Source organism: Streptomyces sp. NPDC050535 (assembly GCF_044457665.1).
Classification (GTDB): domain Bacteria; phylum Actinomycetota; class Actinomycetes; order Streptomycetales; family Streptomycetaceae; genus Streptomyces.
In genome coordinates this window covers 1-22455 of sequence record NZ_JBITHE010000035.1, presented here as the reverse complement: position 1 = coordinate 22455, position 22455 = coordinate 1, and the positions used below count along the sequence as shown (strand labels likewise).

15 protein-coding genes are annotated in these 22455 nt (G+C 72.0%); all 15 read left to right on the top strand.

Features of this window, described 5'->3' with window-relative positions; translation table 11 throughout:
- The first annotated feature begins 311 nt into the window (after positions 1–311).
- The 15 genes from ACIBLC_RS39170 (at position 312) to ACIBLC_RS39100 (ending at position 22116) form a co-directional block, all read left to right on the top strand.
- A complete protein-coding gene (locus tag ACIBLC_RS39170) occupies positions 312–2429 on the top strand; it encodes an FAD/NAD(P)-binding protein (RefSeq protein ID WP_399216259.1) in 2118 nt (705 codons plus the stop codon).
- Positions 2426–3853, top strand: a complete 1428-nt coding sequence (gene pcaB / locus ACIBLC_RS39165; RefSeq protein WP_399216258.1) for a 3-carboxy-cis,cis-muconate cycloisomerase — start codon at positions 2426–2428, stop codon at positions 3851–3853. Before ACIBLC_RS39170 ends, pcaB begins: the two co-directional genes overlap by 4 nt.
- A gap of 583 nt (positions 3854–4436) precedes the next feature.
- Positions 4437–6008: an FAD-dependent monooxygenase gene (locus ACIBLC_RS39160; protein WP_399216257.1), complete on the top strand. Its 1572-nt coding sequence runs from the start codon at positions 4437–4439 to the stop codon at positions 6006–6008.
- Between the two features lie 392 nt (positions 6009–6400).
- A complete protein-coding gene (locus ACIBLC_RS39155) occupies positions 6401–8176 on the top strand; it encodes a cytochrome bc complex cytochrome b subunit (RefSeq protein WP_399216256.1) in 1776 nt (591 codons plus the stop codon).
- 258 nt (positions 8177–8434) lie between these two features.
- Positions 8435–8791, top strand: a complete 357-nt coding sequence (locus ACIBLC_RS39150) for a DUF3099 domain-containing protein (RefSeq protein WP_399216255.1) — start codon at positions 8435–8437, stop codon at positions 8789–8791.
- A 994-nt stretch (positions 8792–9785) separates the two neighbouring features.
- The gene (locus ACIBLC_RS39145) at positions 9786–10541 is read left to right on the top strand and encodes a helix-turn-helix transcriptional regulator (RefSeq protein ID WP_399216254.1); all 756 of its coding nucleotides are present in this window, start codon (positions 9786–9788) and stop codon (positions 10539–10541) included.
- A gap of 325 nt (positions 10542–10866) precedes the next feature.
- Positions 10867–11934, top strand: a complete 1068-nt coding sequence (locus ACIBLC_RS39140) for a type III polyketide synthase (protein WP_399216253.1) — start codon at positions 10867–10869, stop codon at positions 11932–11934.
- 66 nt (positions 11935–12000) lie between these two features.
- Entirely contained in the window at positions 12001–12558 is a 558-nt protein-coding gene (locus ACIBLC_RS39135) for a cupin domain-containing protein (RefSeq protein WP_399216252.1), read from the top strand.
- Positions 12559–12571: 13 nt separating this feature from the next.
- Positions 12572–13720: a DegT/DnrJ/EryC1/StrS family aminotransferase gene (locus ACIBLC_RS39130; RefSeq protein ID WP_399216251.1), complete on the top strand. Its 1149-nt coding sequence runs from the start codon at positions 12572–12574 to the stop codon at positions 13718–13720.
- A 301-nt stretch (positions 13721–14021) separates the two neighbouring features.
- Entirely contained in the window at positions 14022–15608 is a 1587-nt protein-coding gene (locus ACIBLC_RS39125) for an AMP-binding protein (RefSeq protein ID WP_399216250.1), read from the top strand.
- 130 nt (positions 15609–15738) lie between these two features.
- On the top strand, positions 15739–16749 hold the full coding sequence (locus ACIBLC_RS39120; protein WP_399216249.1) for a methyltransferase: 1011 nt from the start codon (positions 15739–15741) through the stop codon (positions 16747–16749).
- 193 nt (positions 16750–16942) lie between these two features.
- Entirely contained in the window at positions 16943–17596 is a 654-nt protein-coding gene (locus ACIBLC_RS39115; protein WP_399216248.1) for an undecaprenyl diphosphate synthase family protein, read from the top strand.
- A 303-nt stretch (positions 17597–17899) separates the two neighbouring features.
- Entirely contained in the window at positions 17900–18802 is a 903-nt protein-coding gene (locus ACIBLC_RS39110; RefSeq protein WP_399216247.1) for an aromatic prenyltransferase, read from the top strand.
- 118 nt (positions 18803–18920) lie between these two features.
- Positions 18921–20408, top strand: a complete 1488-nt coding sequence (locus tag ACIBLC_RS39105; protein WP_399216246.1) for a vanadium-dependent haloperoxidase — start codon at positions 18921–18923, stop codon at positions 20406–20408.
- A gap of 196 nt (positions 20409–20604) precedes the next feature.
- The gene (locus tag ACIBLC_RS39100) at positions 20605–22116 is read left to right on the top strand and encodes an MFS transporter (RefSeq protein WP_399216245.1); all 1512 of its coding nucleotides are present in this window, start codon (positions 20605–20607) and stop codon (positions 22114–22116) included.
- Positions 22117–22455 lie beyond the last annotated feature (339 nt).

Below are 22455 nucleotides of genomic sequence, written 5' to 3'. Positions count from 1 at the left end.
CCACCGGTGGTGCTCCTGCTTCTCAAGCACGCTTCCACCGGGATCCGAGCCCTGGTTGAGCGTCTGCACCGACGGTTGCCGAGGAAGGAGGCGCTGTGGACGACGGTACGCACGGAGGCCAACGCGCAGTACGCGCCGGACTCACCGCAGGGCCGCATGTAACGGCGGCCGTTCAGTTTTCCCCGTTGGACCCGGTCCCCTCGGACCCGGTTCTTGCGGACCCGGTACCCGCGGACCCGGTTCTCCCGGGCCCCCCGGCGACCCGGGAGGCCGCCCCCCAGGCCGGGGGCGGAGCGGGGGCACATCTGGAGGTGTGTCTCGTCGGTGCGGGACCCCGAGGGCTGTCCGTACTGGAACGGCTCTGTGCGCAGGAGCGGAAGTCGCCCCGCTGGGACACCGTCACCGTGCATGTCGTCGACCCGGACCCCCCGGGCTCGGGACGGGTGTGGCGTCCCACGCAGTCCCGCCACCTGCTGATGAACACCGTCGCCTCCCAGGTGACGGTCTACACCGACGCCAGCGTCCGTATCGACGGCCCCCTGGACGAGGGGCCCAGCCTCTACCAGTGGGCCAAGGAACTGGAGTCCAGCGCGCTGGAGAGCGGACCGGAGGTCCCCCACAGCGAGGCGGTCCTCGCCGAGGTACGCCGCCTGGGCCCGGACACCTATCCCACCCGTGCCCTCTACGGCTCCTACCTGACCTGGGTGTTCCACCAGGTCCTCGCCAACCGTGCGGCCCACGTGACGGTACACACGCACGCCCTGCGGGCCGTCGCCCTGGAGAACGAGCACGACAACGAACACCAGCACGAGTACGGCGACGAATACGCCGACGAGTACGAGTACGGGGGCGGACGGGCGGGAGCCCAGAGTGTGGTCCTGGAGGACGGCACCCGCCTGACCGGGCTGTCCGCGGTCGTCCTGGCCCAGGGACACGTACCGGCCCAGCTCACCGACACCGAGCGGGAACTGACCGCCTTCGCCGGCCGGCACGACCTGACCTACCTGCCGCCCGCCAACCCCGCCGACGTGGACCTGTCGGGCATCGAACCGGGCCGGCACGTCCTGCTGCGCGGACTGGGGCTCAACTTCTTCGACTACCTGGCCCTGTTCACCCAGGGCCGGGGCGGCGTCTTCACCCGCACCGGGGGCCGGCTCGTCTACCAGCCCTCGGGCCGCGAGCCGCACCTGCACGCCGGATCCCGGCGCGGCATGCCCTACCAGGCACGCGGCGAGAACGAGAAGGGTGCCCACGGCCGTTACTTCCCCCGCCTGCTCACCACCGAGCACATCGCGGCCCTGCGCGCCCGCGACGCCCCCCATGCCGCCATCGACTTCACCGCCGACCTGTGGCCGCTGATCTCCAAGGAGGTGTGCAGCGTCTACTACGCGGCCCTGCTCGCCCAGCGCGGCGAACCGGCCTCCACCCGGGCGCGGTTCACCGACCGCTACCTGCACGCCGAGCCGGGAGCGGCCGAGGACCGGCTCCTGGACGAGGCGGGCATCGCCGTGGCCGAGCGCTGGGACTGGCAGCACGTCGCCCGCCCCTACGGCCCCGGCGAATGCCGCGACCTGGCCGCCTTCCGCGGCTGGCTGCGCGAGCGCCTGGACGACGACGTCCGGCTGGCCCGCGAGGGCAACATCCGCGGACCGGTCAAGGCCGCGCTCGACGTCCTGCGCGACCTGCGCAACGAACTGCGGCTCGCCGTCGACCACGCCGGCCTGTCCGCCGCCTCCCACCGCGACGCACTGGACCGCTGGTACACCCCGCTCAACGCCTATCTGTCCATCGGCCCCCCGGCCTCCCGCATCGAGGAGATGGCCGCCCTCATGGACGCGGGCATCCTCGACGTGACCGGCCCCGGCCTGCACGTCACCGCCGACCCCGACGACCCGCTGGGCCCCTGCTTCACCGCCACCTCCAGCGACATACCCGACGTACGGGTACGGGCCACCGTCCTCATCGAGGCCCGGCTGCCCGAGATCGACCTGCGGCGCACCGCGGACCCCCTGATGAGGGAACTGCTGCGCACCGGACAGTGCCGCCCCTACCGCATTCCCGCGGCGGCCGGCACGGGCGGCGCAGACTACGAGACCGGCGGCCTGGACGTGTCCGAGCGGCCCTACCGCCTGATCGACGCCCGGGGCATACCGCATCCGCGGCGCTTCGCCTACGGGGTGCCCACCGAGTCCGTGCACTGGGTGACCGCCGCGGGCATCAGACCCGGCGTCGGCTCGGTCACCCTGGAGGACTCCGACGCCATCGCGGCGGCCGTCCTCGCCGTACCCCGGCCGGCGCCGGACACCCCCACGACAGCCCCCGCGACCCCCACCACACCCCCCGACCCCCACCACCACCCGACCCCGACCCCGACCCCGTCCCCGAGCAGGGCTCCGAGCAGGGCCCCGAACGCGAAGGCAGGCGCATGACCTCCCTGCACGAACCCCCGCGGACGGGAACCCTGTCCGCCCACCTGGACGCCGGGCTCCTCTCGCCGGTCCGGGCGGGCACCCCCGTCGAGGCCGCCGTCGGCGACCGCGCCTGGCTCCAGGCGATGCTCGACGCGGAAGCGGCCCTGGCCCGCGCCCAGGCCCGCTGCGGCACGGTGCCCGCACACGCCGCCCAGACCATCACCGAGGCCGCCGACGCGGACCTGCTGGACGTCCGCGAACTGGCCCTGGCCGCACGGGAGACCGCCAACCCGGTGGTCGGCCTGGTCAAGGCGCTGACCGCACAGGTCGCTGCACGCTCCCCGCAGGCCGCCGAGTACGTGCACCGCGGCTCGACCAGCCAGGACGTCTTCGACACCGGCGCGATGCTGGTCGCCCAGCGCGCGCTGGGCCTGATCGTCGCGGACCTGCGGGCGGTGGCCGCCGACCTGGCCGCTCTCGCGGCCACCCACCGCGACACCGTGATGGCGGGCCGCACCTTGGCCCTGCACGCCGTGCCCACCACCTTCGGACTCAAGGCGGCGGGCTGGCGCCAACTGGTCCTGGACGCCGCCGAACGCCTGGAGAGGGTCGCCCACGGCGGGCTTCCGGTGGCGCTCGGCGGCGCGGCCGGCACCCTGGCCGGCTATCTCCAGTACGCCGGAGCCGACGCGGACCCCGCCGCCGTACTGGACCGCCTGGGCGCCGCGTTCGCCGACGAGACGGGCCTGGCCGACCCCGTACTGCCCTGGCACGCCCTGCGCACCCCCGTCGCCGACCTGGCGGCCGCCCTCGCCCACACCGCCGGGGCCCTCGGCAAGATCGCCGCGGATGTCCTGGTCCTCACCCGCACCGAGATCGGCGAGGTGAGCGAACCCACCGCCGCCGGCCGGGGCGCCTCCTCGGCGATGCCGCACAAACGCAACCCCGTCCTGGCGACCCTGATCCGCTCCGCCGCCCTCCAGGTACCCGCCCTGGCCACCGTACTGATCCAGTGCCTGCCCGCCGAGGACGAGCGCTCGGCCGGGGTGTGGCACGCCGAGTGGCAGCCGCTGCGCGAATGCCTGCGGCTCACCGGCGGCGCCGCCTACACCGCCCGCGAACTGGCCCGCGGGCTCACCGTCCACCCCCAGCGGATGCGCGCCAACCTCGAGGCGACCGGCGGGCAGCTCGTCTCCGAGCGGGTCTCGGCCGTCCTGGCTCCGCACCTGGGCAGGGCGGCCGCCAAGGACCTGCTGACCCAGGCCACCCAGCTCGCCACCGACACCGGCCGCCCGCTGGCCGACGTCCTGGCCGCACTGCCCCAACTGACCGGCCTGCTCAGCCGCGACGAGGCAGCCGCCCTGCTCGACCCCGCCACCTACACCGGCGCCGCCGGCCCCCTGGTGGACCGGGCCCTCACCCCGCCCCGCCCCACCCCGTGACACCCGTGGCGGCCGGCACCCGCGCACCACACCGCGGATGCCGGCCGCCACCCCCACGCCCCGGACACAGCACCCGGCCCACCCCCACACCCCGGCCGGCGCAACCGCCCCACCCCGGGCACGCCGAGCCCGAAGTCCCCGGCCGCCAAGGGAAGCTGCGCACCCGCCCTGCCCCGGACGGGCCCACTCCAGGCGCCTCCCGCCCTGCGACCCGCCAGCCACACCCCGAACCCGGCCCGGAACAACGGGTTACGGCCATTTCCGCACCCGGGCCGCCCACGCGCACCCGCCACCACGCGGCGCCGTCCCGCGCAGCGCCCGCGCCTCCGCCACCGCCGGCCGCAGCCCCGGACAAGGCCCGGACAAGGCCCTGGCAGTGGTCTGGCAGTGGGCCTGACGGCGTGCCTGGTGGGCGCTCCGCACCCGCGGGCCCGGCCCGCCGCGAGGCCGTCGCGGGCGCCCCGCCCGCTCGAGGCGGCCTCGAAGCCCGCTCGAGGCAGCGTCTTTTGACCGGCCGAACCCCCTCGCACCGGCGGCCGGGCACCGCATGATGCAAGCACAACCAACAAGGGGGGCAGCCGAGTTGAGTCTGGACGCACCTGTTGCCGGCCAAGGCGGCGGACACGGCCACGCCGTGGTGATCGGCTCGAGCCTCGCCGGGCTCACCGCGGCCCGGGCCCTGGCCAACTTCATGGACCGGGTCACCGTGATCGAGCGCGACTGGGTGCCCCGCGGACCCGGCCGCCGCCGGGGCGTGCCCCAGGCACGCCACACGCACAGCCTCATGCCCGCCGCCCACCAGGGCCTGGAGCAGCTGTTCCCCGGCATCGTCCGGGACCTGACCGGCGCCGGAGCGGTCCGCGTCGCCATCCCCCAGGACATGCTGCTGCTCGGCCCGGCCGGCTGGCTGCCCCGCACCGGTGCGCCCGCCTCGATGCTCAGCGCAGGACGCGACCTGATCGACGCGGTCCTGCGCGACCGGCTGCACGCCGACCCCAAAATCGCCTTCGCGTCCGACCACGAGGCCGTCGCCCTCCAGGGCGGCCGCCACGACACCGTCACCGGCGTATGGATACGCCGCCGCGACCGCAAGGCACCCGACGGCTGGACCCCGAAACGCCTGTTATCCGCCGACTTCGTGGTCGACGCCTCCGGACACGGCTCACGCGCCCCCCAGTGGCTGGCCGAACTCGGCTACCAGCCCCCCAGGGAAACCGTCACCACCACCCGCACCGCCCACGCCACCGCCGTGTTCGCCCCGCCCATCGGCCATGTCGCCGACTGGAAAAGCCTGTTCCTCATGGCCTCACCCACCAACACGCGCCAAGGCATCCTCAACCCCGTCGAAGGCGGCCGCTGGTCGGTGTCGCTCAGCACCGGCGACGGCACCCCCCCGCCCACCGACCACCAGCAACTGCTGCACTGCGCGGGCACCCTGAACCACCCGCTGCTGCGCGACGTCATCGAAGGCGCCACCCCGCTGGGCCCCGTCTACAGCTGCACCCGCACCCAGAACCGCTGGCGCCGCTACGAGAAACTGCGCCGCTGGCCCGACCAGTTCCTCGTCGTCGGCGACGCACTGGCCTCCTTCGGCCCGCCCCACGGCCACGGCATGACCCTCGCCGTGCAGTGCGCCCTGGTCCTGGACCACCTGCTGGCCAGCCACGGCACACCGGTCGGCCTCAGCTACCGGCTGCGCCACACCCTGGCCCACCACGTCGCCCCCGCCTGGCAGGCGAACACCCGCACCCTGCCCCCCACACGCGAAGGCGAAGACGAGAACGAGGACCGGCGGGACACGGCGGGCGGCTGGCGCGCCCGGCTCGGCAGGCGCTACACCCACCGCATCGCGGCCGCCGCGGCCACCAGCCCCTACGCGGCCACCCTGCTCCTGAAGCAACTGCAGACCGGCGCCCCGCCCACCGCCGCCCAGCGCAGCCCACGCGCCTGGGGAGCAGCCCTGCGCGCCCCACGCGCTCCGCACACCCCCACGGCGCCGCCCAGCACCACCCACGGCCCCGACTCCCGCCGCCGCCCCGCCGCCCCGGACACCCCCGCCATCGGCAGCTCCGCCGGCTCCCCGCGCCCGCGCCCCACCGGCTCCTCGGCCCAGTGGCCGGCCCCGGCCCCCGCCTGCGACCGCCACCGCCCGTGACCCCGCCGCACCGCCCCCGGCCACCCCCCGCACCCTCCACAGTCCTAGGCTTGGCACATGACGCGAATCGAGCAATTAGCCACCACCGAGGCCGACTTACACGGCCGGGAGTCGGTGTGCACCAGCAACACGGCGGAAAAAAGACGCCTGTTGTGTACGAGGGAGGCCGATGAATACCCGGGTGACTCGCAACTCGCTCAAGAAACACTCGAGTTGGACCATGTGTTTGGCTCGAGTTCGGTTGTCCGGCCACATCACAGGCCGATAGCGTTCCACCCGCTCCAGGGCACGCACCTGCGTCCGCCGCGGCAGGCCGCCCACCCCACCGACTGCTTTTCGGCCGGTGCGGGTATGCCCGTGACAGCCGAGCGGCGAGGGGAGGGCGCGCGGGTATGAGCGGGACCGACACGACACCGCGGAGCACGCGCACCACAGTGCCACCGCGGGGCGAACGCATCGCCGACTGGACCGACGGCCGGCTGGGGATCTACAACTTCCGGTTCCTGATCCGCAAGGTCTTTCCCGACCACTGGTCCTTCATGTTCGGCGAGATCGCGCTCTACAGCTTCGTCATGCTGCTCCTCACCGGAGTCTGGCTCACCTTCTTCTTCGACCCCAGCATGGCCGAGACCGTCTACGACGGCCCGTACGCCCCGTTGGAGGGCGTGCGGATGTCCCAGGCCTACGCCTCCACGATCGAGATCAGCTTCGAGGTGCGCGGCGGCCTCCTGGTGCGCCAACTGCACCACTGGTCGGCCCTGATCATGATCGGCGCACTCTGCCTGCACATGCTCAGGCACCTGCTCACCGGCTCGTTCCGCAAGCCGCGCGAGGCCAACTGGCTGTTCGGCTTCGCCCTGCTGATCCTGGTCACCCTGGAAGGCTTCTTCGGGTACTCACTCCCCGACGACCTGCTCTCGGGCACCGGCCTGCGCATCGCCGAGGGCATCACCCTCGCCGTCCCGCTGGTCGGCACCTACCTCCAGATGTTCCTGTTCGGCGGCGAGTTCCCCGGCCAGGACGCCATCCCCCGGCTCTACAGCTTCCACATCCTGCTGCTGCCCGGACTCATCGTGGCGCTGCTCACCGTCCACCTGATCCTGGTCTTCTACCACAAGCACACCCAGTTCCGGGGACCCGCCCGCACCGAGAAGAACGTCATCGGCCAGCCCCTGATGCCGCACTACACGGCCAAGGCCGGCGGCTTCTTCTTCCTGGTCACCGGGATCCTCGCACTGCTCGCGGGCATCGCCCAGATCAACCCCGTGTGGTCGTTCGGCCCCTACCGCACCGACCTGATCTCCCAGGGCTCCCAGCCCGACTGGTACATGGGCTTCCTGGAAGGCGCCCTGCGCGCCATGCCCGCCTGGGAGTTCGTCATCCCCGGCGGCTACACCGTCAACCTCGGCATCGTGATCCCCGGCGTCGTCCTGCCCACCGTGATGATGGCGGTGATCGGCCTGTGGCCGTTCCTGGAGGCCTGGGTCACCGGCGACAAACGCGAGCACCACCTCCTGGACCGGCCGCGCGACCACCCCACCCGCACCTCGTTCGTCCTGTCCATGGTCGCCCTGTACCTGGTGCTGTTCTTCGGCGGCGCCAACGACGTCCTGGCCGAGCGATTCCACATGTCGCTGAACTCGATCACCTGGGCGGTCCGCATCGGGGTGTTCGTCGTCCCGGCGCTGACCTACGTCATCACCAAACGGATCTGCCTGGGACTCCAGCGCCGCGACCGCGACAAACTCCTGCACGGCCGCGAGAGCGGAAGGATCGTGCGCCTGCCGCACGGCGAGTTCGTCGAGGTCCACGAACGCCTGGACCGCGGAGCGGAATACACCCTGCTGTCCAAGGAGATGCCCCAGCCGCTGCCCGCGGCCGAACCCGAACACGACGGCGTCCCCAACCCGCAGGGCCGCGCGGACAAGGTGCGCCACCGTCTCAGCCACTGGCTCTACGGCGGACAGATCGCGACCCCCACACCGCAGGAGATGCGGCAGGCCCTGGAACACGCCGGCCACTCCTCCAACGGGCACGCCGCCTCCAACGGCGACGCCTCCTCCAACGGACACGCCGCCTCCAACGGGCACGCCTCTTCCAACGGCCACCGCGAATCCGTCCCGCAGCCCGCCGTCCAGGGCCGGGAGACGGACCCGGAACAGCACTGACCGGCCCCACCACACAGCAACACCGCAGCACCGCACAGCGCAGTACCGGGCCACGGCGGCGCGGGTGATCGGGGAACGGTCACCCGCGCCGCCGCCGTCGTCCGGCCCCCGTGCCGTACGCCGCCTCACACCCGGCCCGGCCGGCCGGCGCGGCACGGACCCCGCAGCGCCAACAACCCCGCACACCGGCCCAGTTCAGTACCAGCCCGCCCCTGTCCGGCTTTCCGGCGCTCGCGCCGGCGCATCCACGGAGGCCCGATGAGCAGAATCCCCTGGCACCGGGACGGACCGGTGGCCGAGCCCATCACCCAGGCACGCACCGGCCTCACCCAGGACGTGCGAGGCCGCCAGCGCCGCTACATCGCGGCCATGCTGGTACGCAGCGCCTGCGTGGTCGTGATGGCCCTCACCTGGAACCGCTGGCCCGTCCTCGCGATGTGCGCCCTCGTCGGCGGCGTCGCCATCCCCTACGTCGCCGTCGTCGCCGCCCAGGCCGGATGGCGCCAGCAGCGGGGCCCCCGCCACGCACTGGCCAAGGTCCACGAGGAGCCCGCCGTCCGGGTTCCGCTGGAACCCACCCTGATCCTGCCGCCGGAGCACAACCCGGCCGCCTGACCGGCCACTTCACCCCGCCCCGCCGAGCCCGCCGCCCGACGCCCCGCCGAGCCCGCCGCCCGACGCCCCGCCGAGCGGGCCGTCGGGCGCCGCCTTGCCGAGCCCGCCGGCCCCGGCGCCGAACCCGGCTCCCGCACGCGGCCGCCTGCCCGCCGCCCACACCGCGGGCCGCCGGAATCACACCGGCCCATTCACCGCCCCGCGCGGGACTTTCCGCGCCCGCGATCACCCGCGATCACGGATGACGTGATTCAGCTCACTTTCAGGTGCTCTTGGCGCGGAGATGCCAACCGTGTCACTATTTCAGCACGCCTCCCCTGCCCAAAACCCATTCCACGGTGGGGGATTGGGCGCTACGCCCCGTCCCGTGCGGGCGAGACCGAGTCCGTCATGGTGCACGGACCGGGCCCGCAGCCGGGTGCGACGGCTGAGCCGACAGCCGAACGGCATCCCGAACCCCCCGCGCCGACCGGCCCGTTGAGACACCTCTCCCGCCGGCCGGAGCCCGGACAGCGCCCCCGCGGTCGCGGCCGGTGCGGGAAGAACACCCCCGGCCGCGCCCCGCGACCCCGCGCCCCACAGACACCGAAGTGGCCTGCCGCCACCAGGAGTTGACCCCGCGGGCGTCCGCACCCGGCCACGCCGATGCCCGCCCCCGCCGCCCCGGCGAACGCGCGGAACACCGCCTCCGCCCCCGGCACCCCCGCCGGGCCTGGGGGAGCGGGCCGCGACCTGGGTGCCCTACCCCCAACTGCCCGGTGTGCCGGGCGTTCCCGTCGGCCTGCCGACCGACGGGCCCCACCCGCACGACCCCACCGGCGCGCGCCGCCCCCGCACTCCGCGGGCCCGGCGCGCGCCGTTCTTGCGACCCCGGTCGCGGGTCCTCGGCCGGCCCGCCCGCGCCCCGCGCCCGTCACCAGCCCGTCCCGACACCAGCGAACCCTCAGATCTCCCGGCTGCGGTACTGCCGGACGATCGTCATCGGGAGCCCTTCATGGAGCACCTCGTGCAGCATGCCGTGACCACCATCCGCGAACGCTTCTGGGAGCCGCTCAGCCTCGATGACCTCGCGCGGAGCGCGATGGTCAGCAAGTACCACTTCCTGCGGGTGTTCACCCGGGTCACCGGTGTCACTCCGGGGCGGTTCCTGAGCGCGGTGCGGCTCCAGGAGGCCAAGCGGCTGCTCCTGAGCACCTCGCTCAACGTCGCCGACGTCTCGGCGCGGGTCGGGTACAGCAGCACGGGAAGCTTCACCCGCCGCTTCACCGAGTCGGTCGGGCTCTCGCCCACGCAGTACCGCAAGCTGGCGCTCCAGGTCCCCGGCGGGACGCGGGAGCCCGCGCCGGCCGAAGCGGCGCCGTCCACGGTGCCGGCCGCCCGCTGCACCGGCTCGGTGACGGGGGTGCTGCGCACCGCCGGGAGTGCGCTCTCGCCCGTCTACGTCGGCGCCTTCGAGGGCCCGATACTCCAGGGAACCCCCGCGTCCTGGAACAACGCGTCCGCGCCGGGCCGCTTCACGCTGGCCCGTGTCCCCGCCGGCAGCTGGTACATCCACGCGGTGGCCCGGGGCGGGCATCCCGCCGGTGCGGCCGGCGCGGACCCCGCACAGCTGATGGCCACCGCGGGCCCGGTGCGGGTGGAGAGCGGCGCCGCGCACCTCCTGGACATCACGCTGTCCCCGCCGGACTGGAGCCGGCCGCCGATCCTCTCCGCCCTGGCGGGCATCGGCCCGCAGCCGATAGCGGCGTGAGCGCGCCCCCGGCCACGCCGCGGGCGGGACCGTTCCCGCTCTCCGCGCCGGCCCCGGGCGGACGGCGAACGCCCGCTGCCCGCAGCCGGGTCCAGCCGGAACGCAGCGGAGCGGGCCGCGGCCCCCGCGCGACCGGCGCGGGCCGGGGCGGGCCCCGTACCTCCCGCACCACGGCCGCGGGCGGCGCCCGTGCCGGCCCGCGGCCCTCAAGACCCCCGGCCGTGGCCGGCACCGCCCCGTGCCGGCCACGACCGGGCAGCACCGGGAGTGCGCGAAGGACTCTTCCCGCAAAGAAGGCAGACTCGAGAGAAAGCAGAGCCCACCTATGCCAAGGCTATGCAAGCCCGCGGTGAATGCGCCGGAACACGTCATCACGATGGAAGAGACGCTGGAATTCGCCCGACAGGCCCATGGCGGAAAGCCGCAGCTTGCTCTGGCGCTCCGGCTGATCCAGAACACGGGGGTGCAGAAGCGGCATCTCGTCCAGCCCATCGAGAAGACCCTCAGCCATCCCGGCCTGACCGAACGCAACCGCATCTACGAGGCCGAGTCCAAGAAGCGCACCCCCCAGGTCATCGAAGAGGCCCTGGTGAACGCCGGCGTGGCCGCCCGCGACATCGACGCGATCATCTACGTGTCGTGCACCGGGTTCCTGATGCCGTCGCTGACGGCCTGGCTGATCAACAAGCTCGGGTTCAAGTCCGACACCGTGCAGATCCCCATCGCTCAGCTGGGATGCGCGGCGGGCGGAGCGGCGGTCAACCGTGCCCACGACTTCTGCCTGGCGCACCCGGGCAGCAACGTCCTGATCGTCTCGTGCGAGCTGTGCTCACTGTGCTACCAGCCGGACATGGACGACATCGGATCCCTGCTCTCCGACGGGCTGTTCGGCGACGCGGTCGCGGCCGCCGTGGTGCGCGGCAACGGCGGCGTGGGCATCGAGCTGGAGCGCAACGCCTCCTACCTCATCCCCCACACCGAGGACTGGATCTCCTACGCGGTCCGCGACACCGGCTTCCACTTCCAGCTGGACCGCCGGGTGCCCGGCACGATGGAGCCGCTGGCCCCGGTGCTGCGGGAGTTCGCCAAGGACCACAGCTGGGACATCGGCAAGCTCGACTTCTACATCGTGCACGCCGGCGGCCCGCGGATCCTGGACGACCTCGCCAAGTTCCTCGACGTCGACCGCCAGGTGTTCCGCCACAGCTGGGCGACGCTGACCGAGTACGGCAACATCGCCAGCGCCGTGGTCTTCGACGCGGCCCGCCGCCTGTTCGAACAGGACGCGCCGGCCGCGGACGCCACCGGTCTGATCGCGGGGTTCGGCCCCGGCATCACCGCCGAGATGGCGCTGGGCCGCTGGGCCGTGGACACCCCGCTGCCCCTCGACTGAGCCCGGCGGAGCGCCCCGAATCCGCCATCAGCCCCAGTTTCGTACGGACATAAGGATGCGAATCGTATGACTACCCTGATCACCCCTGCCGGTGAGGGGCGGAAGCTGACCACCAAGGCGCAGGAGGTGACCTTCAAGGCCACCGCCGCGCAGGGCTCCTCCACCTCCATCTTCGAGGTGGTCGTGCCGCCCGGGTTCGACGTCGGGGCGCACGTCCACAACGAGTCGCAGGAGTTCTTCTACATCCTCGAAGGCGAGCTGGAACTCCTCGCGTTCGAGCCGTCCGAGCGCACCGGGGACACCTGGCACCACTGGGAGTCCGCCGGCGGGGACCGCGCCGTGCGGGCGGGCGCGGGCAGCTGCATGTTCGTCCCCCCGGGCACCCCGCACGCCTTCCGCAACCCCACCGACCAGCCGACCCGCATGCTGTTCCAGAGCTACCCCTCGCCCGAGCACGAGCACTACTTCGAGGAGATCACCGAGATCTGGTCGACCGGCCGGACGGTGGACCCCGCGGCGGTGGAGGAGATGCGCAAGCGCTACGACGTCAGCCAGATCACCCCGATGCGCTTCGACCCGCCCGTCCTGGTGGACGCCGCGCCGGCAACCGAGCGTGAGGCATAGGGAGATGACGACGGTGGACACGATTCCCCTGGTGCACGCGAGCCTGGGTGAGCAGGAACTGGCGGCCGTCGCCGAGGTGTTCGCCTCGGGCTGGCCGGCCGGCCAGGGACCCAGGGGCAAGGCGCTCGAGGCCCAGCTGGCACAGCGCTACGGCGCCGGGGGAGCGGTCGCGGTCAGCAACTGCGGCGCAGCCCTCCATCTGGCCATGCTCGCCCTCGGCGTCAAGCCCGGCGACGAGGTCATCGTCGCCGACTACACCTTCCCCGCGCCCGCCCACGCGGTGCGCTACGTCGGCGCCGTCCCCGTCTTCGCCGACGTGCGGGCCGACACCGGCACCATCGACCCGCAGGCGGTGGCCGCCCTGGTCACCGACAGGACGGTGGGCGTGATCGCGGTCGACACGGTCGGCCTGCCCGCGGACTACACACCGCTCAAGGAGATCGCCGACCGCCACGGCCTGTTCGTCGTCGAGGACGCGGCCTGCGCGGTCGGCGCCACCTACCAGGGACGCGAGGCGGGAGCACTGGCCGAGGTGGCCTGCCTGTCCTTCCACGGACGCAAGGGAGCCACCAGCGGCGAGGGCGGCGCACTGATCGCCGCCGACCCGGCCATCGCGGCCGACGCCCGGCTGCGGTCCTCCTTCGGCATCGGCAGCATCTTCGACCAGGCCCAGATCATCGGCCTGCCGATCCCCGAATTCACCGAGATCGGCTACAACTTCAAACTGTCCGACATCGCCGCGGCGATCCTCCAGGTGCAGATAGGGCGGATCGGCGAACTCCTGCAGCGCCGCAGCGCGGTCGCCGCCCGCTACGCCGAACTCTTCGCCGGCGAGGAACTTCTCACCCTGCCCCACGTGCCCCAGGACCGAACCCACGCCTGGCAGTCCTACGTGGTGACGCTGGACCGGAGCGTGGACCGCGCGGGCCTGGCCACCGACCTGCGCGCCCAGGGCATCGGCTGCGGCCACGGCACCTGGGCCACCCACGTCCAGCCCGTGTTCCGCACCGGGCAGACCTGCCCGGTCTCCGCCGACCTCTTCGCCCGCAACCTCGCCATCCCCATGCACGCCGAACTGACCGAGGACCAGACAGAACGGGTCGCCGACGTCGTCCGGCGCGCGCTGCGCACCCACGCCACGCCCGCCCGGCGCGCCGCCTAGCGCACCCGCCGGCGGCCCGCACTCCCGTACCGGGGGGCCGCCGGTGCGCACCGCTCCACCCCGGCTCCGTGACGCCGGACCGGGACGGGCCCCCGCCGGCCCGGTCCGGTGTCACGGCTTTCGCATGCCCGCCGCCGCGCAACCGGCACCGCCCCGAGCAGGGCGGTGCCCGATCAGCCAGCCCTACGGCGCCGACGCCCCCGCGAGAGGGCCCGCGCCGCCCTGACGCCGGCCGGCTCCGTCCCGGATGCCGCCCGACGCGTCGTCGACCTCGCCGCGTGCCCCAAAGGAGACAGTCCCCATGAAGGGCTCAACAGCCTATAAATCGATACAGAAGCGCGGGCTTCACATCGGCCTGCTGCCGGAGATGGCCGCGGCCGTGAACGGGTCGACGCCGATCACCCTGGACCACGACCTGGACATCTTCCCCGGCGCGGGACGGCACCTGACGGTGGCGGAGTACGCCGGGCACGTGGACGACCTGGCGGGCCGCCTGTGGGCGGCCGGGGTCCGGCCCGACGAGCGCGTCGTGCTCTACAAGAGGGCCAACGCCGACCTGTGGATGCTGGCCGCCGCCGCCTCCCGTATCGGGGCGGTCCCGGTGAACCTGTCGCCCGCCCTGGACGCCGCGACCGTGGCCGCCCTGCTCCAGCGGGTCGACCAGCCCACCCTGGTCACCGACGAGCCCAAGCTCGAGATCCTGCACGAGATCCCGCTGGCGGACCTCACCCGCCGGGTGATCGCCGTGTCCGGCGAGCGGCCGGGCACCCAGTCGCTCGCCGCGCTCGCCGGCTCGCCGCGCGTCGCACCGGTGGTGCGGCCGATCGACGAGGCCGCCGTGATCACCCACACCTCCGGCACCACCGGCATCCCCAAGCTCGTGGTGCACACCCCCCGCACCCAGGGCAGGCGGCTCATCCCGCAGTGGCGGCTGCTGTCCCTGATCCGCAAGCGGGAGACCGTCGCGATCCACATCCCCTTCGTGCACTCGCGGATGGTCGCGGCGATGACCCTGGCCCTCCTCAAGGAATGGCCGGTCCTGCTCATGCGGGAGTCGGACCCCGCCGACGTCGCCGAGCAGTTCGCCCGCCACCGGCCGGCGTTCGTGGAGGCACTGCCCAACTCGCTGATGGAGTGGGAGGAACTCGCCGAGGACCCCCGCCGCCCCTTCGGCTCGGTCAAGGTCTTCAGCAGCACCTTCGACGCCATCCACCCCCGCACCATGAGCCGCCTGCTGAAGTCCTCCGACCGCCGCGGCGCCCTCTTCTTCCAGATCTACGGGCAGAGCGAGGTGGGCCCGGCCGTGGGCCGCGCCTACTTCCGCAACTCCGCCCACAAGGCCAACGGCCGCTGCGTGGGCTGGGCCATGCCGGGCGGCGCCGCGAAGATCCGCGTGGTCAGCCGCGACGGCAAGACCCCCTCCGAGAAGAACCCCGGCTTCATCGAGGTCGCCTGGGACGGCCTGGCGAAGACCTACTTCGCCGAACAGGACCGCTACGACACCAACCGCAACGGCCACTGGTGGCGCACCGGCGACGTCGGCTACCGCACCCGGCTCGGCTGCCTGCACATGCTCGACCGCGAGGTCGACATGATCCCCGGGGTGCGCAGCTCCCTGGAGGTCGAGGACGTCGTCCTGAGCAAGCTGAGCGAACTGAGCGAACTCGTCGTCGTGCAGGGCCCCAACTCCGAGCCCGTCCCGGTCATCTGCACCGTCGACGACAAACCGCTGGACGCGGGCCGCTGGCGCGCCGCCGTCGCCGCCTTCCCCCAGCTCGCCGACCCCGTCCAGATCCCGCAGGCCGAACTGCCCCGCACCGCCACGCTGAAGGTGCAGCGCCTGGCGCTGGCCCGCCGCTTCGCACAGCGGCCGGAAGAGCGTGCGTGACCCGTGACCAGCCCACCGCCCCGGCGGTGGAACCAACCCAACCGGTCTGAACCTGAAAGGGGCTAACGCCTTGTCATCGGAAGCCACGCTCGCCCGTTTTCGCGAATACATGGTGGGACCCTCGCGGTTCATGAGCCTGCTGTCCTGCTTCGAACTCGGCCTCATCGACCAGCTCCGGGACACCCCGAACCTGACCGCCACCGAGCTCGGCGACGCCGTCGGCGCCAAGCCGGACGCCGTGGAGCAGCTCCTCTTCCTGCTCGTCAAGGAAGGCTTCGTCGCCTACGACGAGGACACGGCCGCCTACTCCCTGGACGCGCTCGGCGAGGTCGCCGAGCGCGACATCAAGCGGGCGCTCGCCTACATGAACCTCATCAAGGTCACCGCGCTGCGGCAGCTGTTCTACCTCACCGAGAGCGCGCGCACCGGCACCGTCGTGGGCCTCAAGGAGCTCTACGGAGCCGAGGGCACCCTCTACGACGCCGTCGCCGACCACCAGGACCTCAACGACTCCTGGCTCACCCTGATGAACAACGTCACCGCCAACATCGACCCCTGGTTCTTCGCCAACGTCGACATCCCCGCCGGCTCCCGGGTCCTGGACGTCGCCGGCAACACCGGCCTCGGGGCGATCCACACCTACCAGCACAAGGCCTCTCCCGGCCTGCGGGTGACCACCTTCGACCTGCCGGACAAGGAGACCAAGGCGCTGGAGAACTTCCGCGCCGCAGGCCTTCAGGAGCACCTCTCCTTCGTCGGCGGCAACGTCTTCGACGAGATCCCGCAGGGCTTCGACGTCGTCCTGATCAAGCACTTCCTCGACATGTTCGACAAGGACGACGTGTTCCGGATCCTCCAGGGCGTCAACAAGTCCCTCGAGGTCGGCGGCCAGGTCAACATCCTGGTGCCGGTCTACCCGGAGAACATCAAGGACACCGACAACTACAACGTCGACTTCTTCCCGGCCTTCTTCATCGGCTGCACCATGGGCCAGGGCGGACCGCAGAAGCTGTCGACCTACGAGCGCTGGCTGGAGGAGTGCGGCTTCAAGCTCACCAAGGCCGTCACCAAGGACTCCTCCGAGATCCCGCCGGACGTCATCCCCGTCCAGGCCATCCTGTCCGCGACGAAGATCGCGTAAGGAGCCGGGCCCGGCCCTCCACCGGCCGGCCCAGGCGCACGCCGCCTGCCGCCGCGCCCATCGCCCCTGCCTGCCGCGCCGCCGGCCCTCCGGCCGCGGCGCGGCGGCAGGACTGCGGCCCTCCGGCCACGTCAACGCCCGTGCCGGCGGCCCTTGCCGAAACGACAGATCACGTCAACCAAAGGAGATCACGGTGAGCAACCTGATGCTGCTGCCGGACGGAATGCGCCGCTGGTCCAAGGAGCACGGAGTCTCCCTCGACGACAGCTACGCGGCCATGACGGACAAGCTGGTCGAGTTCGTGGACTGGGCCCGGGAGGAGGGCTTCACCACCTTCTACATCACGGTCTCCTCCGTCGCGAACTACAGCCGCTCCGAGGCCGCGGTGGAAACCGCCATGAACGCGTTCACCGAGGTGGTACGGCGCTCCCACGACAGCCTCAACTTCGACTTCTCCGGGACGCTCGAGGTGGTACCCGAGAGCTGGCTCTCGGAGCTGGAGGTCCTGCGGGACAAGTCGGACAAGGGCTCGGGGTTCACCCTCCACTACATCCTGGGCATGTCCCTCTCCCACGAAGTGATCGGCATCTTCAACAAGTTCAACGGGAAGATCCCGGAGCTGACCGAGGAGATCCTGACCGAGAACGCCTATGTGCCGGAGCCGGTCGACTACCTGATCCGGATGGGCGACTCCTACCGCATGTCGTCCTTCTTCCCGCTGATGTCGCCCTTCGCGGAGATGTTCTTCTCGCCCCAGCTGCTGCCCGACATGACCCGGGACGACTTCGACGCCGCCCTGCGCGACCTCCGCAGCCGGGACCGCCGCTACGGCATCTACCCCACCTGAGCCGACACCGGCCGCCCCCGGCGCGGTGCGCCAGAGCCCCCGGCCGCCGGGATCCGCCCCTGCGGCCGGGGGCTCCGCCGTGGCCGGCGCCCCGCCGCTCGGGAAACCGCCCAGGACGATCTCCCGGCCCCTCGAACTCCGCTGGAGGACCAGGCTCGCCACAGCCGCCCGGCCTTGCGTCCCCGCCCTCGGCCCGCAAAGAATACGGTCCAGACGGTTTTGTTCCGGTTCCGGAAAGACGGAATACGGAATGCGGCATTTCCCCGTGGAAACACTTGCTCACGCTGACTGCTTGGAGGACGGATGTCCGGTGGCACTGAGGCAGAGGAACTGTACTCGGCCATTGAGGAATCGGCTCGACTGGTGGGCGCTGCCTGCCCGCGCGACGAGGTCTGGCCGATTCTCGCCGCTTACGAGGACGCGATAACCGCGGAGAGCGGAATCGTCTTCAGCGCGCAGACCGGCGAGAGCCAGGCGGGCGAACTCGAATTCACCGTCCAGGTGTCGGGAATCGACGACCCCTACGCCCGCGCCGTGTCGAACGGCTTCGTGGCGCCGACGGACCACCCCGTCGCCACACTGCTCTCCGACCTCCAGGAACGCGTCTCCATCGGCATGTACGCCATCGACTGCGGCGTCGCCGGCGGCTTCAAGAAGATCTACGCGCTCTTCCCCGAACTCCAGACGGTGGCGCAGCTCGCGGCCATCCCGTCGATACCGCCCGCACTCGCCGAAAACGCCGGCTTCTTCGCCCGGCACGGCCTGGACGGCACCGCGGTGATCGGAATCGACTACCAGCACCGGACTATGAACGTGTATTTCCAGCTCCCCTCCGCCGGAAACCTCGAACCCGAATCCGTGCTGTCCATGCTCCGCGAAATAGGACTTCCGGAACCGGACGAGCAGATACTCAAGTACGCCTGCACGTCCTACCGGATCTACACCACCCTCAGCTGGGACTCACCGAAGATCCAGCGGATCTCCTTCGCCCCCCAGCCGCGCCCCGGCCTGGACCTGTCGGCCCTTCCCGCCGAACTGGAACCGGGAATCGAGCAGTTCATGCACAACGCCCCGCACCGGTATGCGGGCGAGCGGGTCCGCGCCTCGGTCGTCAAGTGGTCGCACGAGGAAGAACGCCTCGACCTCGGCTCGTACTACCAGATCTCGGAGAAGCAGCTGAAGACCCTGACGGCGGCCCGCGACTGACACCCGCCGCGGCCCCCGGCTTCCGTCCGACCGCCCCGAACTCCTCCAGGCCACGGCCGGCCCAGCAGGCCGCGCGCCCTGGACCGCTGAACCCTCTTCCTGAAGAAAGGACACACCCATGACGACGTCCGTGGGCCACCCCGGAACACCCGCCGCCGCCAAGGCGGGCGGCCCGGCCGCGAAGCCCGCCGCCGGCATCGGCTTCGACTTCGACAACGGCAACTTCATCCGGGACCTGGTCACCACCAACGCCGGCGGGGCCTTTCCTCCGGAGAGCGGCATCGGCCCCAACGACGCGACCATCTACATCTGGATCACCCACCTGTTCCAGATCTCCTGGTTCGACGCGCTGGCCCCTTACCACCCCACCGCGGTCGGCCTGTACTCCCGCATAGACCGCCGCCCCGCGAGCGAGTCCGCCACCAACAAGAACAAGAACATCGCCGGCCTCTACGCCTCCTACCAGGTCGTCAGGGCCGTGTTCGAGGAGCGGGCGCTGGTCATGCGGCAGGGGATGCTCGCCGTCGGCCTGGACCCCGACGACGAATCGCAGGACCCCACCACCCCCATCGGCATCGGCAACATCGCCGGCAAGGCCATCGTCGAGGCCCGCCTGCGCGACGGCCTCAACTTCCTGGGCGACGAGGGCCGCACCTACAACGGCCGCCCCTTCGAGGACTACACCGGCTACCAGCCCGTGAACTCCGCCTACGAACTCGCCGACCCCTCACGCTGGCAGCCCACCGCGGGCCCCCACCGCCGCCGCGTCGGCGGCGGCCCCGGCGACATGGGCGTCTTCGTCGTCCAGAACTTCGTCACCCCCCAGCTCGAGCGTGTCACCGCCCACACCTTCCAGGACCCGGCCCAGTTCAAGCTCGACACCCCCGGCCACACCGACCACACCGACACCGGCGCGTACAAGAACGCGGTGGACGAGGTCCTGGCCGCGTCGGCCGCTCTGACCGACGAGCAGAAGGTCAAGGCGGAGTTCTTCGACAACAAGCTGATGGGCCACACCCTCGCGCCGCGCGCCGCGGCCGAGGCCCACGACCTGGACCTGGACGGCTGGTGCCACCTGTTCACGGTGACCTCGGTGGCCCGCTTCGACGCCCTGATCGCCGCCTGGCACCACAAGCGCAAGTACGAGGCCCCGCGGCCCGTCAGCGCCATCCGCCACGTCTACGGCGACAGCCCCGTGACCGCCTGGGGCGGCCCCGGCAAGGGCACCGTCACCGACCTGCCCGCGAACGAATGGGCCAGCTACCTCCCCGCCGGGGACCACCCCGACTACCCCTCCGGCTCCACCATCCTGATCTCCTCCCAGGCCCAGGCCTCCCGCCGCTTCTTCGGCGACGACGTCCTGAACTGGAAGTCCAGCCTCCCCGCCGGCTCCACCCGCACCGAGCCCGGCCTCACCCCTGCCGCCGAAGTCGAACTGCGCTGGGACACCTGGAGCGACCTCGAGCAGGACTGTGCCCGCAGCCGCGTGTGGGGCGGCGTCCACTTCACCGCGACCGTGGACGCCTCCGTCGAGTTCGGCGCCCAGTTCGGCGACCTGGCCCACGACTTCCTCCAGCGCCACATCAACGGCGACGTCCAGGACTGACCCCCCCCCGCGGCGGCGGGCACCCGCACCCTGCCCGCCGCCGCCCCCTCGTACGCCGACACACGACCGGCACCATCAACGGCCCGGCACGGACGGCGACCTGCCGCACGGCAGGACGCGATGTCACAAGTCAGCCGCCGTGTCTCGTCATAAGGGATGACGCCTCACCCCGTTCGATGGAACAAGGAGATTGTTCATGGCAACACAAAACGCAGCCCCCGCGGCAGGGCCGAGTTCAGGGGCGGCCGGCGACCCGAAGCGGTGGCTGATCCTCGCCGTCATCTGCACCGCGTACCTCATGGTCGGCCTCGACCTGACCGTCATGAACCTCGCCCTCCCGACGGCGCAGGAAACGCTGGACTTCAGCAACGCCGACAGACAGTGGATCGTCACCGCCTACGCCCTGTCCTTCGGCGGCCTGCTGCTGTTCTTCGGACGCCTGTCCGACGTGATCGGCCGCAAGGAGAGCTTCCTCATCGGGCTCACCGGCTTCGCGATCGCCTCCGCCGTCGGCGGCGCCTCCAACAGCTTCGGCATGCTGGTCACCGCCCGTGCCTGCCAGGGCGTCTTCGCCGCCATGCTCGCCCCCGCCTGCCTGGCCCTGCTCGCCACCACGTTCACCGACCCGAAGGAGAAGGGCAAAGCCTTCGGCATCTTCAGCGGGGTCGTCGCCAGCGGCGCCGGCCTGGGACTGATCATCGGCGGCGCACTGACCTCCGCCCTCGACTGGCGCTGGTGCCTGTACGTCAACCTGTTCTTCGCCGCCGCCTCCCTCATCGGCGGCACCCTCCTGCTCAAGCGGGAGCCCAAGACCGGCGGCCGGATCGACCTCCCCGGCGTACTGCTGGCCTCCGGCGGCATGTTCAGCCTCGTCTACGGCCTCTCCAACGCCGCCGACGAGAGCTGGAGCACCCCCTCCACCTGGGGCTACCTCGTAGCAGGCGCCGCCCTGCTGACCGTCTTCGCCATCTGGCAGACCCGCACCTCCTCCCCGCTGCTGCCGCCCCGCATCGTCCTGGACCGCAACCGCGGCGGCGCCTACATCACCGTGCTGCTCGTCGGCACCGGCATGTTCGGCATCCTGCTCTTCCTCATCTACTACATGCAGATCACCCTCGACTACTCGGCGATCACCTCCGGCGTCGCCCTGCTCCCGATGATCGTCGCCACCACCCTGGGCGCCGGCATCGGCGCCACCAAGCTGATGCCCAAGTACGGCCCCAAGCCCCTGATCACCACCGGCCTGCTGATCAGCGCCGCCGGCATGGCCTGGCTCACCGGCATCAGCGTCGACTCCGGCTACGCCTCCGACCTGCTGGGACCGCTCATGGTCGTCGGCCTCGGCATGGGCCTCATCTACGCCGCTGCCCTGACCACCGGCACCTCCGGCGTCGAAGCCCGCGACTCGGGAATCGCCTCCGCCTGCATCAGCGCCGGACAGCAGCTCGGCGGCGCCCTGGGCACCGCCCTGCTCAACACGATCGCCGCCACCGCCGTCACCAACTGGCTGACGGACAACGCCAAGGGCCGGCCCACACCCGAGCAGCTCCAGCACGCCTCGATCGAGGGCTACACCACGGTGTTCTGGTGGTGCGCCGCCATCTTCGCCGGCGGCGCCGTCATCGCCGGCCTGCTGCTGCGCCGCGGCCCCCTGCCCGTACCCGAGGCCCCCGCCGACGCCCCGGCCGTACAGACCGAAAAGGCCTGACAGGCACCGAACCGAGCCTGCCGGACCAACGGCCGGCGATACCCGGGCAGGACCCGGGCATCGCCGGCCGTTTCGCTGCCCGCCCCAGCCCCACGCGCGCCCACGAACAAAGAGGGGAAGGCCCAACGGCCCCGCCCCGCCGCCTCGATGGAGGTCCAGTTCAGTGACCAGCCAGGTCAGCAGTCCAGCCGAGCACACCGACACCACCACCACCACCACCGGGCCACACCCGCCCAAGGACGTACGCCGGCTGGATCGGGTGATTATCCGGTTCGCGGGTGATTCCGGTGACGGGATGCAGCTCACGGGGGATCGGTTCACTTCGGAGACGGCGTCGTT